The following is a 12,465-nucleotide window of genomic DNA, read 5'->3' on the forward strand; positions in this document are numbered from 1 at the left end:
CATTTCCTCCGCCGTCGAACTTCATCGCAGGCGCGAAGAAACGTACGGCACCTGCACGGAAGATAGTTGCTTGACCAGGGCAGACCAAACCGGCACACAGGGTCGCAACCGCTCCGTTATCGACATCAAGCGCGTCCGTGACCTGAATCTGGGTTCAGGCACTTGGGACGGCCTGCGGAAAGTTTTGCCCAAGTTTGGTATGGAAGGGGCCCTTGCCGAGCGGTCGATCATGGCAGAGATTCCGATCAACGGTGGAAATTTCGTATCGGAGCCCCGTATGCAGCCTTGGAAGACACTGGCCGTCCCGCTGGTCGCGATCCTCGCCGTGACCTTGGGCGGGCCCGCCCCGGCGACGGCCGCCACCCCTACCCTCAAGATCGAGAACCACGCCACCCAGCCCGTCTTCTCCCGCGCCGACGCCGTCAAGCAGACGGTCTTCGTCGAGGTGGCCGGGACCGACAGCGACGACGACGGGCAGCCCGACCGCGTCGCCATGGACATCCTGCGCCCCAAGGAGACCGACCAGGGCCTCAAGGTCCCGGTGATCATGGAGGCCAGCCCCTACTACGCCCCCGGCAACGACGTGCCCAACCACCCGGTGGACGTCGACGCGAACGGCAACCCGCTGCCCACCCTGAAGTCCCTGTCGAACAAGCTCGCCGGCGAGCCCTTCGACGGCTACTACGACAACTACTTCGTGCCCCGCGGCTACGCCATCGCCCTGGTCGAGAACGTCGGCAGCGCCCGTGCCACCGGCTGCCCGTCCACCGGCGACCGGAACGAGACCGCCGGCCCGAAGGCCGCCATCGACTGGCTGAACGGCCGCGCCCGCGGCTTCGACGCCGACGGCAACGAGGTCAGCGCCACCTGGTCCACCGGCAAGGTCGGCATGATCGGCGTCTCCTACAACGGCACCCTGCCCAACGCCGTCGCCTCGACCGGCGTCGAGGGCCTGAAGACGATCGTGCCGATCGCCGCCATCTCCAGCTGGTACGACTACTACCGGGCCAACGGCGGCGTCCTGGCCCCCGGCGGCTACCAGGGCGAGGACCTGGACGTCCTGGCCAAGTTCGTGCTGACCAGGGACCGCGGCTTCGAGGTCTGCGGCGCCAAGATGGACGCGCTGACCGCGAGCCAGGACCGGATCACCGGCGACTACGGCCCCCTCTGGGACGCCCGCAACTACCTCAACGACGTGGACAAGGTGAAGGCCAGCGTCTTCCTCGTGCACGGCCTCAACGACTGGAACGTCAAGACCAAGCAGTTCGCCCAATGGTGGTACGCCCTGGCCGAGCGGCACGTGCCGCGCAAGATCTGGCTGCACCAGGGCACCCACATGAACCCCTTCAACCTGCGCACCGCCGAGTGGCTGCGCCAGTTGCACGGCTGGTTCGACTACTGGCTGCAGGGCATCGACTCGGGCATCATGCGCGAGCCGCAGGCCGACGTGGAGATCGGCGTCGGCGAGTGGCAGCAGCACGCCTCCTGGCCGCTGCCCGGGGCCACCACGGTCGCGCTGCACCCGGCCGCCGGCGAACGGCTCGGCCTGCTGCCCCGGCCGCTGTCGCCCGCGGAGTCCTTCGTGGACCAGAGCGCGCGGACGGCCGAGCAACTGGTGGAGGCGACCGGGCCGGACCCGAACCGGCTGGCGTACCGGACCGGCGAGCTGCCCGCCGACGTGCGCATCTCCGGCACGCCGACGGTCTCCGTGCGGGCCTCGTTCAAGGACGGCGCCTCGCCGTACCTGACGGCCTTGCTGGTGGACTACGGCACCGACGTGCGCCCGGACGGCACCCTGCTGTCGACCGGCCAGAGCTACTGCTACGGCGAGGGCGTCCCGGGTGACACCGGCTGCACGACGCTCAGGCGGCTCGGCACGGCGACGACCGCGTACAAGATCGTCTCCAGGGGGTGGCTCGACGTGCGCAACCGCCACCGCGCCGACCGCACCGAACCGTTGCGCCCCGGCAAGGAGTACACCTTCACCTGGGACTTCCAGCCCAAGGACTACCTGTTCAAGAAGGGCCACCGGCTGGGCCTGGTGATCATCTCGACCGACCGCGACTACACCCTGCGTTATCCGGCGGGCACCCGGGTCACCGTGTCGCCGGGACACTCGTCCCTGCGGCTGCCGGTGGTGTTCGGCAGGCTCGGCTGACGTGCCGACGGCCCGCCGCGCGACGCGGCGGGCCGTCGGAGCGGCGCTCAGGCCATGGCGTTGCTGATGGAGTCGATCGGGCCGACGTCCCACAGCGCGGTCAGCGCGGTGGCGGCCATCACCCGCACGCCCATCGCGATCGCCTTCTCGTCGACGTCGAAGGTGCCCTGGTGGATGTCGTACGTGACGCCGTCGGGCGAGCGCGTGCCGAGCCGGGCGAAGGCGCCGGGGATCGACTCCAGGTACCAGGCGAAGTCCTCGCCGCCGAGCGACTGCTGGGTGGGCACCACCGCGCCGGCCCCGAGGGCCCGCTCGGCCGCCTCGGCCAGCATCTCGACGCTGACCTCGTCATTGACGACCGGCGGCACGCCGCGCGTGTAGTCCATGACGGCCTCGACGCCGTACGCGCCGGCGACGGACTCCAGCAGGGCCTTGATCAGGTCGGGGGCGGCGTGCCAGGCGTTCTCGTCGAGGCAGCGGATCGTGCCCTCGGCGATGCCGTCGTCGGGGATGGCGTTGGCCGCCGAGCCCGCCTCGACCCGGCCCCAGACGAGGCTGAGCGAGGAGCGCGGGTCGATCCGGCGGGAGAGCGCGGCGGGCAGCTCGGTGAGGATCTTGGCCAGGGCGAAGACCAGGTCGGCCGTCAGATGGGGACGGGCGGTGTGGCCGCCGGGACCGGAGACCCTGACCACGATCTTGTCGCAGGCCGAGGTGATCGGGCCGCTCCGCAGACCGAGCTGGCCGACGTCGACGCGCGGGTCGCAGTGGAGGCCGAAGATGCGGTCGACGCCGCTGATGCCGCCGTGGGCCATGACCTCAAGGGCGCCGCCGGGCAGTTCCTCGGCGGGCTGGAAGATCAGCCGCACCCGGCCGGGCAGCAGCCCGGCCGCGGCCTGCTGGGCCAGGAAGAGCGAGGTGCCGAGCAGAACGGTGGTGTGCACGTCGTGCCCGCAGGCGTGGCACGCGCCGGGGACGGTGGAGCGGTAGGGCACGTCCTTCTCGTCCTGGAGCGGCAGCGCGTCGATGTCGGCCCGCAGCGCGATGGTCGGCCCGTCGCCGCTGCCCACGTCGCAGATCAGACCGGTGCCGCGCGGCAGCACCGAGGGCGTCAGCCCTGCGGCGGTCAGCCGGTCGGCGATGCGCTGGGTCGTGCGGTATTCGGCGAAGGCCAGCTCAGGATGCATGTGAAGGTCGCGACGGAACGCCACCAGCTCCTGCTCGATCTCCGCCAGGAACGCGTCCAGCTCTCCCCGCAGCTCACGTCCCCGCATATGTCACCATCCATCCCGTCGAGGCCGCGCGTCCCACGCACGGACGGCGGCTCATGACGCTCTCGAAAAAGTCCATCCTGCGGCAGCCACCTGGTTGAGGCGGCCGTTCGGCGAAACAAAAGCCACACCCGTAGGTTTCGGTGCGAGATCGTCAGCACGGGCTTCGCGTTCATCGGTCGCAGCAGCCCGGGTGCACGACGGTAAGCCGCGAGCCCGGTGGCGATGCTTCTGACTTTATCGCTCCCGTGCGCCCTCGCGCCGACAGATACACCAAAAGTTGGCCGACGGCATGCCCGTAACCGCAGGTGGTCACGTTCCGCACATGCCTACCTGATCCGGAAAATAGTCACAAGGGATCATTAGATGGTGACCCGATGTCGCCACTTCCAAACGTGCTCACCGATTTCGAATCCTGTCACCTTCTGTCATGGTCATGACACTTTGGCGCTTGCTGCATTTGTGAAGAATGCGTGTTTCACTCGCTATATGATCACTAATATCCCGTTCGGGGAGAAGTATGCCGGGTTGAGCATCTTCGAGCCGAGCGAGGGGACCCTGGTGGTCGTACCCTCGCTCTCCCTGCCGCAGGACGAGCTGCGCCGCATCACGGCAGCCCGATCGTACGAGGAGCGCCTGCTCTTCCTCCTCCTGACGCTCCGGGAACCCGGGGTCAAGGTGATCTACCTCTCCTCCGCTCCGATCGATCCCGACATCATCGACTACTACCTCGGCTTCCTCCCTGACCCGGACGACGCCGCCAAGCGCCTGGAGCTCATCAGCCTCGACGAGCCCTGGTCGCAACCCCTCACCCGGACGCTGCTGCGCCGACCCGACGTCCTCGACCGGTTACGGTCGGCGATCGACGCCGACACCTGGCTGGTGCCGTTCGTCCTCAGCGAGACCGAGGAGGAGCTGGCCGCGTCACTCAACGTCCCCATCTACGGACCCGCCACCGCGCTGGCCTACTACGGCTCCAAGAGCGGCGCCCGCGAGGTCGGGCACGAGGCCGGCGTGCCCATGGCGCGCGGTTTCGGCGACGTGCACAGCATCATCGCGATCGACGAGGCCATCGACTCGCTCCCCGGCGAACGGGTGATCGTCAAGCTCAACGACGGCTACTCGGGCCTGGGCAACGCCATCGTCGACAAGGCCGACCGCTCGCTGACCCGATTTTCGGCGGCCGGGGAGACCTGGACGAGCTTCACGACGAAGATCAGGGAACGCGGCGCGGTGGTGGAGGAGTTCATCGAACATCGCCCGCTCTACTACCCGAGCGCCCTGGCCCGAATCACGCCCGGCGGGCACGCCGCCGTGCTGGCCACGCACGACCAGGTGCTCGGCGGCCCCAACAACGACGTCTACCAGGGCTGCACGTTCCCCGCCGCCCCCGAGTACCGGCACGAGGTGGGCGAGTCGGCCGAGCGCATCGCCGCCATCCTGGCCGAGCGGGGCGTGGTCGGCCTGTTCGGCATGGACTTCTTCGCCCTCAAGGCCGACGCCGGCTACGCCGCGCTGCTGTGCGAGATCAACCTGCGGATCGGCGGCACGACGCACCCGTACGGCGCGGTGGTGCTGACGACCGGGGCCAGGTACGACCCGGCCACCGGCCTCCTCATGGCCGGGGACCAGCCCAAGTACTACACCGCGACCGACAACTGCTCCTCCTCCTGCCTGCGTGGCCGCACGCCGGGCGAGGTCATGCGCACCGCCCGGCGGCTCGGCATCGGCTTCGACGCCGACCGGCGCACGGGCAACGTCTTCCACCTGCTCGGCGCCATCCCCGAGTACGGCAAGCTGGGCTTCACCTCCATCGGCGACTCACGCGAGGAGGCCGACGAGCTGCACGCGCTCACCCGCCGCCTTCTCTGCGACGCCTGATCCCCGCCTCACGCAGTCCGCGCCACCCGATCACCGCCAGCACCGCACCGAGGATCACGTTGACCCCGATCAGGATCCCGTGCACGACGTAGAAGCCGGTGGGATGTCCGTCGGCCAAGTTAAACCCGAGGTTGATCCACTCGACGATCATGAACACGCCGAGGATGACGAGGAAACCGGCGATCTTTGGTGACATGGTCATCTCTCCAGTATCGAAGGCGGATCATCCGGGGAATGTGTCGCCACATGGGCATTCACACGGAGCTACGCTGAGACCGCCATGTGGACGAAATTTGTGCCGGTTACGGCACTTCTCGCCGCGGTCACGCTCACGAGCGGGACCGCATCCGCCGCCCCGGCGACACCCGTCGGCGGTGACGCGCTGGGAAGCCGTGGGCTGGTGCAACCCAAGGGCGTCAAGGCGCCCCCTGAGAGCAAGGCTACTTCCTACGTCATCGCGGACGTGGAGACGGGTCAGGTGCTCGCCGCGAAGGACGCGCACGGCCGCTACCTGCCGGCGAGCACCCTCAAGACGCTCACGGCGCTGACGCTGCTGCCGAAGCTCGACAAGAACCGCAGGGTCCGGCCGAGCCAGAACGCCTGCAACCAGGAGGGCACGGCGGTCGGGCTGACGCCCAAGATGACGTACAAGGTCGACGACCTGTTCCGGGCGCTGATGATGTCCTCCGGCAACGACGCGGCCATGGCCCTGGCCGAGACGAACGGCGGCGTGGCCCAGACCATGCGCGACATGAACGCCGAGGCCAAGCGGCTGCAGGCGTACGACACGGTGGCCAAGACCCCGAGTGGCCTGGACAAACCCGGGCAGAGCAGCTCGGCGTACGACTTGGCACTCATCGCCCGCGCCGGCCTCGCAAACCCCGATTTCCGGCGATATATCAGTACAAAGGTTGCCAAGTTTCCGGCGCCCAAGGACTACTACGAGATCAGCAACCACAACAAGCTGCTCTGGCGCTACCAGGGCATGATCGGCGTCAAGAACGGCTGGACGTCCAAGGCGCAGGGCAGCTTCGTCGGCGCGGCCACCCGCGGCGGCCACACGATCCTCGTCACGATCATGCGGCACGAGGGTTACTTCTGGGACGAGGTGGCCAAGCTGCTCGACTGGGGCTTCACGGTCAGGGGGAAGGCGACCCCCGTCGGGCAGCTCGTCGAGCCGGTCCCCGACCAGGTGCGGGCCGCGCCGCAGGCGTCGGGGCCGGTGTCGCGGGTGACGCCGGCCGCCCAGCCGCCGCTGCTGGACACGGCGGCCTCCAAGCAGACCGACTCCACCCGGACGGTCGGCTCGGCCGTCATCGGCGGCGGCCTGCTGTTCGGGCTGGTCTGGCTCGGCTTCGGCATCCGCCGCAAGCGCAACAGGTCCCGCCTCTGACCCAACGGGTGGCGGGTCAGGGCCGGGTCAGGGCTCCGACGTCGGGTGCGGGGTCGTGCCCCGGCACTCGGGGCCGGCCGCCTGGCCCGGGTCGGACGCCGGCACCTCCAGCGGGTCGCCGAGCGACGGGATCGGCGACGGGGACGGCGGCGGGCACAACCCCGTGGTTGACGTCCACGCGGCGGCCAGCAGGACGAGCCTGGCCGAGAAGTTCATCCACACCAGCAGCCCCACGATGGCGGCGAACGCGCCGTAGACGGGGTTGCTGAGCGTGGTGCTGAGCAGCAGGCTCGCCACCTGCTTGAGCAGCCCGAACCCGATCGCGCCGAGCAGCGCGCCCCTGACGATGACCTTGAACGGCTCGGCCGGCTTGGCGACCCAGCCGAGCAGGATCACGAACAGCACCCAGTCGGCCACAACGCTCGCCACCACCACGAAGATCCGGAACGCCTCGGTGCTGAGCGGCGAGTCGGCGCCGAAGACGTGGTCGAGCACCTTGTCCGTGACCGTGGTGGCGGCCCCGGACACCAGCGTGGACACGACCAGCGTCGCCCCGAGCAGGATGACCGAGACCAGGTCGCGCAGTTTGCCGAGGAAGTAGTTGGGAGGCGGCACGGTGGTCATCGACATCTCGCGCAGCGCCGCGCGCAGCGCGTCCATCGCGCCGAGCCCGGCGTACAGGAGGCCGAGGAGGCCGATGATGCCCGCCGTCGTGCGGGCGCCGGCGATCTGCTCCAGGTTGAGGTCGGTCGCCATGCCGGGCAGCCGTTCGTTGATGGCGGTCTCCAGCGCCTCCCTGGTCGCGCTGCTGGCGTCGAGGGTGTAGCCGAGCACCGCGTACCCGAGCGCGAGCAGCGGGAAGAAGGACAGGAACGAGAAGTAGGTGACCGACCCGGCCAGCCGGTCGCCTCCCTGGAGCTGGTAGCGGCGCACGGCCCGGACCAGGTGGTCGATCCACAGCCTGCGCACCCGCCAGTGGTCGAGCGTCGTCCGGCCCCAGGCGCGCAGCGACGCGATCCGCTCGTTCAGACTCGCCATCACGCCCTCACCCCGCCCGCCGGAGACGAACGATCACCTGGTCACGGCGTCGGCCGATTCTGCCAGTGACGCGAGGACCGCCGCCAGATCCTGATGGAGCATCTGCCCATCCCGCTTGACGACACGCCCGCCGACCAGCACGGTTTCCACGACACTCGGGTCGGCGTTGAGCACGACGGCGCCGATCGGGTCGTGCGCCGCCGCCATGCCGAGGGTGTCGGTGCGCAGCAGTTGCAGGTCGGCCTGCTTGCCCGGCCGCAACGAGCCGACGACGTCGCCCAGCCCCACCACCTCGGCCCCCTCGACGGTGGCCATGCGCAGCACGTCGCGGGTGGTGAAGCCCATGCCGCCGCCGTCCGGCCGGCCGCGCTCCAGCAGGTACGCCGCCCGCATCAGGCTGAACATGTCACCCGGCGCGCAGCTCACCGTGTCGATGCCGAGACCGGTCGGGGCGCCCGCCGCCCTGGCCCGCCCGCTGACCGGGTAACCGAGGCCGAGCGTCATCTCGTCCACCGGCGAGACCGACACGTTGCCGCCGCTGGCCGCGACGCGCTTGAGGTCGTCGTCGGTGTAGCTGTTGGCGTGCACGTACGTGGTCCGCGGCCCGAGCAGGCCGTTCGCCTCCAGGAACGCCAGGCCGCGAGCGGCGCTGTCCGGGCCGCCGACGCCCATGTGCACGGTGACCGGCAGGTCGAGCTCGCGGGCCAGCCGCCATTCCGCCAGCGCGTGCTCCTCCGCCACGATCTCCGGCCCGAGCGCCGCGACGACCATGGTGACCAGGCCGCCGCCCGTGCCGAAGTGCTCCTCGTGCACCCGCAGCCCCTCGCGGACGAGATCGCCCGGCCGGCCCCCGTGGCACCAGCCGAGCACGGCCCTGATCCCCGACTCGCGCAGCGCCCGCACGGTGGCCTCGGTGTGGGCGGGCGAGAGCTGGATGTGGGACCAGTCGAGCAGCGTGGTGATGCCGGTGTCGAGGCACTCCAGCGCGCCGGCGAGGTTGGCCGCATGGACGTCGGCCGGGCGGTGGGCGGGGGCCAGCTCGCCGAGCACGCGGCTCAGGTAGCCGTCGAAGGCGACGTCGGGGGCGACCGCCCTGATGCCGGCCTGCCAGGTGTGCCGGTGGGTGTCGACGAACCCGGGCAGCACGATCCGCCCGGTCGCGTCGATCACCTCGGCGCCGGGGACGTCGGGCAGTCCGGGGCCCACCTCGGCGAGCACGCCGTCCTCGACGCGCACGTCCACCTGGCCGAGCACCACGGGCTCGGGCTCGGTGTCGATCACGGTGCCGTTCTTGATCAGCAGAGTCTTTGTCATGGCGAAAAGCTTAATGAGAAGCTTTTAAGAAAGCAATCTGCCGATGGGTATCCTCGATGGCGTGAAACCGGATGAGATCGACGCGATGGTGCCGCGCTGGGTGGAGTCCGGGCTGTCGTCGTCGCTGATCGCCGGTCTGGAGCTGAGCAAGCGCCTGTCCCGGTTGCACCTGGTCTTCGAGCAGGCGATCAAGGCGGAGCTGGCCGAGCTGGGGCTGACCTACGCCGAGTTCGACGTGCTGGCCGCGCTCGCCCGTACGCCGGCGCCGCACCGGATGAAGCCGAGCGAGCTGTCCAAGGCGCTGCTGCTCACCTCGGGGGGCACCAGCAACGTGCTCCAGCGCCTGACGGCGGCGGGTTACGTCGAGCGGGAGGCCAACGCGGGCGACGCGCGCAGCCGGTGGGTGCAGCTCACGGCCGAGGGGCACCGGGTGGCCCTGGCGGCCCTCGACGCCTCCTCGCGGGCCCACGAGGAGGTGCTGGCCGGGGTGCCGGAGCCGGACGTCAGAGCCGCCGCCGACGCCCTGCGCGAGGTGCTCACCCTCGTCGGCCGCCGCCGCTTCCGCTAGCCAGCCGTCTTCGCCGGTCCGCCGCTTGCGCCGGCCCGGCCGCTTGCGCCGGCCCGCGCACAGATCCGGCCGCCGGGCCGCCGGACGCACCCGTCAGTTCGCGCGCAGGGCGTGGCGGTCGGCCCAGGAGCGGATCGCCGCGGCGATGGCCTCCGGCTGGTCCTCCGGGGCGTGGTGACCCGCCGGGCCCAGGTGCTCGATCTCCAGGGCCGAGATGGTGCGGGCGCACCAGTCGAGCACCTCGCCCTGGATCAGCAGGGTCGGCGAGGAGTCGAAGGTGAGCAGCAGCTTGGGCACGTCGGCGCTGTTCGCCAGCCACTTGTCGTAGCGCTCGACGGCCTGCGCCACGTCGGCCGGGTCGCCGTCGAGCGGGATCGAGCGCGCCCACTGCAGCAGCGGCCGGCGGCTCTCCCTGGTCGCGTACGCCTCCAGGTACGGCCGCAGCTCCTCCTCGCCCAGCGGGTTCAGCACCCCGCCCGTGTACGCCGTGCGCACCAGGAAGTCGTCGTCGAGCACCAGCCGCTCTCCCGCCTCGCTCCTGATCAGCTCGCTGCGGGCGCGCGGCCCCTCGCCAAGCTCGCTCCAGCTCATCGGCCGCACGATGGTCTCGAAGAAGGCCACCCCGCGCACCCGGCCCGGATGCCGCGCCGCCCAGTCGAAGGCCAGCGCGCCGCCCCAGTCGTGGCCGACCAGCACGACGTCCTCCAGGCCGAGCTCGTCGAACCAGGCGTCGAGGTAGCGGGCGTGGTCGGTGAAGCTGTAGTCGAGGTCGGGCCGCCCCGAGCGGCCCATGCCGATCAGGTCGGGCGCGAGCAACCGGCCGGCCCCCACCCCGGGCAGCACGTTGCGCCACAGGTGGGAGGAGTTGGGGTTGCCGTGCAGGAAGACGATCGGCACGCCCTCCCCCCGGTCCTCGTAGTACATGGTCGAGTCCAGCACCTGGGCAACAGGCATGACACGCCTCTTTCGTTCGTCGCACTAACGTTTATGACGCTAACGAAGTTACATCGTTAGTGCGACTAACGCAACGGGATAGGATCGCCGGCATGAGCCACGACATGTCCGACGCCGCCGACCGGGCCGCCCCCGACCGCCTGCGCGGCCTGCCGAGCCGGCTGCTGGCCCACGTCGCGATGCAGGCCGACCGGCTGGTCAGCGACCGGCTCGCGGGCGCCGACGCGCGCAAGTGGCACTACGCGGTGCTCGTCGCGCTGCGCGAGTCCGGCCCGGCCAGCCAGGCCGAGCTGAGCCGGCTCACCGGCATCTACCGCAGCGACATGGTGGCGCTGCTCAACGAGCTGGCCGACCGCGGCCTCGTCGAGCGCGCGCCCGACCCGGCCGACCGCCGGCGCAACGTCATCTCCATGACCGAGCGCGGCCGCGACCGGCTCACCCGGCTCGACGGGCTGGTGGACGACGTCCAGGACGAGCTGCTGGCGCCCCTGACCGGCCCCGAGCGCGACCAGCTCGTCGGGCTGCTCGGACGGCTGCGCGACCATCACTCCGGATCACCCCAATAGTGGGCAAACCCTGGTGAAAGCCAAGGCGTGGGAGCTTGCCGACATACCTCCTGACCAGGGGGAACGCATGGCAGGGCCGCTCCGCTGACCCTAGCCTGTGCTGTGTTGGGACCAAGCCAGGAGGCGTCACGCCCATGACCGAAATCAGCACCGGGCAGATGGTGCGACTCCAGCGCGAACGAAGGGGCATGAGCACGACCGCGCTGGCGACCCAGTCCGGCTGCACCACCCGGCACATCGAACTGATCGAACACGGAAAACGCACCCCCTCGCTGCCCCTTCTCCGCGAGATCGCCAAGGTGCTCGGCGTACGCACCGCCGTGCTCCTGGGCGAGACCCCCCGCGACTCCCACGAACCCAGCAGGCCGCAGATCCGCGACATCGAGCGCGCCCTGTTCGCCTGCCGCGCCGGCGAGCCCGACCTCGAACCGCCCGACGCCGAGCAGCTGACCGAACGCGTGGCGGCGGCGCGCAACGCCTGGTTCACCTCGGCCCGCCGGTACTCGATCCTGATGGCCGCGCTGCCCTCGCTGGTCTCCGACGCCGAGAGCCTGGCGGCCGAGCGCACCCCCGCGGCCTACCGGACGGCGACCGACGCGTACATGCTGGCCAGAGGGGTGCTCAAGCACCTCCAGCGGGTGGATCTCGCGCACCTGGCGGCCGACCGGGCCATGCGTTACGCCGAGGAGTCGGCCGACCCGCTCATGCTCGCCTGGGCCCACTGGAACCTCGGCCAGTCGATGCTCTCCGACGACATGCACCAGATCGCCCACGACGTGGCCCGGCGCGGCATCGAGATCCTCGAACCCCATGTGGCCGGCGGCGACGTACGGCACATCAAGGCGCTCGGCGCGCTGCACCTGCTGGCCGCCATCAGCGCGGCCAGGGGCGGCGACGACGAGCAGGCCAGGGAGACCGTGCGCGGCACCGCCGCCCGGCTCGCCGACCGCGCCGACGACCACTCCGACGCCTACGACCTGGCCTTCTTCGGCCCGACCAACGTCGCCATCCACATGGCCAGCATCGAGAACGACACCGGTCACCCCGAAGCCGTGCTGCGCCTGGCCGACGACATCGACATCCGCAGGACCCCGTCCATCGAGCGGCGCACCACGCACCTGTGCCACGTCGCCCGCGCCTGCGAAGACCTGGGCGACGACGCCGCGAGCCTGGTCTACCTGCTGCGGATCGAGCGCGAGAGCCCCGAGGAGCTCGACCACAAGCTGCTGTTGCGGGAGATGGTGCGCTCGCTGGTGCGCCGCGCGCGGCCGTCGTGGGCGCCGGAGGTGCGATTCCTCGCCGAACGCCACAACATCGACGTGTGA

At 70.4% G+C, this 12,465-nt stretch carries 11 protein-coding genes; 6 read left to right on the forward strand and 5 right to left on the reverse strand.

The genetic code is table 11. The annotated features are described in order from the left end of the window. The first annotated feature begins 277 nt into the window (after window positions 1-277). Window positions 278-2,158: a Xaa-Pro dipeptidyl-peptidase gene (locus AB0J71_RS18400; protein ID WP_352324857.1), complete on the forward strand. Its 1,881-nt coding sequence runs from the start codon at window positions 278-280 to the stop codon at window positions 2,156-2,158. 47 nt (window positions 2,159-2,205) lie between these two features. Here AB0J71_RS18400 and AB0J71_RS18405 read toward each other — a convergent pair whose 3' ends face one another. Further along, window positions 2,206-3,429 carry a M20 family metallopeptidase gene (locus AB0J71_RS18405; protein ID WP_364389280.1) on the reverse strand — a complete coding sequence of 408 codons (1,224 nt, stop codon included), beginning with the start codon at window positions 3,427-3,429 and terminating at the stop codon, window positions 2,206-2,208. Between the two features lie 486 nt (window positions 3,430-3,915). Here AB0J71_RS18405 and AB0J71_RS18410 point away from each other — a divergent pair, with 486 nt between their 5' ends. After that, the gene (locus tag AB0J71_RS18410; protein ID WP_364338258.1) at window positions 3,916-5,307 is read left to right on the forward strand and encodes a peptide ligase PGM1-related protein; all 1,392 of its coding nucleotides are present in this window, start codon (window positions 3,916-3,918) and stop codon (window positions 5,305-5,307) included. Here AB0J71_RS18410 and AB0J71_RS18415 read toward each other — a convergent pair. Next, the gene (locus AB0J71_RS18415) at window positions 5,279-5,509 is read right to left on the reverse strand and encodes an SCO4848 family membrane protein (RefSeq protein ID WP_352326812.1); all 231 of its coding nucleotides are present in this window, start codon (window positions 5,507-5,509) and stop codon (window positions 5,279-5,281) included. The two genes, AB0J71_RS18410 and AB0J71_RS18415, sit on opposite strands and share 29 nt — an antisense overlap. A 198-nt stretch (window positions 5,510-5,707) precedes the next feature. Here AB0J71_RS18415 and AB0J71_RS18420 point away from each other — a divergent pair, with 198 nt between their 5' ends. Further along, window positions 5,708-6,700 (forward strand): D-alanyl-D-alanine carboxypeptidase, encoded by a 993-nt coding sequence (locus AB0J71_RS18420; protein ID WP_352326813.1) that lies wholly within the window; start codon window positions 5,708-5,710, stop codon window positions 6,698-6,700. Between the two features lie 27 nt (window positions 6,701-6,727). On the opposite strand, the gene AB0J71_RS18425 is transcribed toward AB0J71_RS18420, so the two are convergent. Then, window positions 6,728-7,738 (reverse strand): YihY/virulence factor BrkB family protein, encoded by a 1,011-nt coding sequence (locus tag AB0J71_RS18425; RefSeq protein WP_352326814.1) that lies wholly within the window; start codon window positions 7,736-7,738, stop codon window positions 6,728-6,730. A gap of 33 nt (window positions 7,739-7,771) precedes the next feature. Next, complete coding sequence (locus AB0J71_RS18430; protein WP_352326815.1) at window positions 7,772-9,052, reverse strand: amidohydrolase family protein; 1,281 nt, start codon at window positions 9,050-9,052, stop codon at window positions 7,772-7,774. Between the two features lie 61 nt (window positions 9,053-9,113). Between AB0J71_RS18430 and AB0J71_RS18435 the strand changes: the two genes are divergently transcribed. Further along, window positions 9,114-9,620: a MarR family transcriptional regulator gene (locus AB0J71_RS18435; RefSeq protein WP_352326816.1), complete on the forward strand. Its 507-nt coding sequence runs from the start codon at window positions 9,114-9,116 to the stop codon at window positions 9,618-9,620. A 93-nt stretch (window positions 9,621-9,713) separates the two neighbouring features. Here AB0J71_RS18435 and AB0J71_RS18440 read toward each other — a convergent pair whose 3' ends face one another. Then, window positions 9,714-10,574 carry a haloalkane dehalogenase gene (locus tag AB0J71_RS18440; RefSeq protein ID WP_352326817.1) on the reverse strand — a complete coding sequence of 287 codons (861 nt, stop codon included), beginning with the start codon at window positions 10,572-10,574 and terminating at the stop codon, window positions 9,714-9,716. A 92-nt stretch (window positions 10,575-10,666) separates the two neighbouring features. Here AB0J71_RS18440 and AB0J71_RS18445 point away from each other — a divergent pair, with 92 nt between their 5' ends. Then, window positions 10,667-11,140: a MarR family transcriptional regulator gene (locus AB0J71_RS18445; RefSeq protein WP_352326818.1), complete on the forward strand. Its 474-nt coding sequence runs from the start codon at window positions 10,667-10,669 to the stop codon at window positions 11,138-11,140. A 134-nt stretch (window positions 11,141-11,274) separates the two neighbouring features. Next, a complete protein-coding gene (locus AB0J71_RS18450; RefSeq protein WP_352326819.1) occupies window positions 11,275-12,465 on the forward strand; it encodes a helix-turn-helix transcriptional regulator in 1,191 nt (396 codons plus the stop codon).

It is taken from the genome of Nonomuraea sp. NPDC049637, assembly GCF_040675235.1.
GTDB lineage: Bacteria > Actinomycetota > Actinomycetes > Streptosporangiales > Streptosporangiaceae > Nonomuraea.

What these genes read in the sequence shown, in the direction of transcription:
- AB0J71_RS18410 (WP_364338258.1), top strand. Translation starts at nt 3,916, where the DNA reads ATGATCACTAATATCCCGTTCGGGGAGAAGTATGCCGGGTTGAGCATC.
- AB0J71_RS18450 (WP_352326819.1), top strand. Translation starts at nt 11,275, where the DNA reads ATGACCGAAATCAGCACCGGGCAGATGGTGCGACTCCAGCGCGAACGA.
- AB0J71_RS18445 (WP_352326818.1), top strand. Translation starts at nt 10,667, where the DNA reads ATGAGCCACGACATGTCCGACGCCGCCGACCGGGCCGCCCCCGACCGC.
- AB0J71_RS18430 (WP_352326815.1), bottom strand. Translation starts at nt 9,052, where the DNA reads ATGACAAAGACTCTGCTGATCAAGAACGGCACCGTGATCGACACCGAG.
- AB0J71_RS18440 (WP_352326817.1), bottom strand. Translation starts at nt 10,574, where the DNA reads ATGCCTGTTGCCCAGGTGCTGGACTCGACCATGTACTACGAGGACCGG.
- AB0J71_RS18415 (WP_352326812.1), bottom strand. Translation starts at nt 5,509, where the DNA reads ATGACCATGTCACCAAAGATCGCCGGTTTCCTCGTCATCCTCGGCGTG.
- AB0J71_RS18405 (WP_364389280.1), bottom strand. Translation starts at nt 3,429, where the DNA reads ATGCGGGGACGTGAGCTGCGGGGAGAGCTGGACGCGTTCCTGGCGGAG.
- AB0J71_RS18400 (WP_352324857.1), top strand. Translation starts at nt 278, where the DNA reads ATGCAGCCTTGGAAGACACTGGCCGTCCCGCTGGTCGCGATCCTCGCC.
- AB0J71_RS18425 (WP_352326814.1), bottom strand. Translation starts at nt 7,738, where the DNA reads ATGGCGAGTCTGAACGAGCGGATCGCGTCGCTGCGCGCCTGGGGCCGG.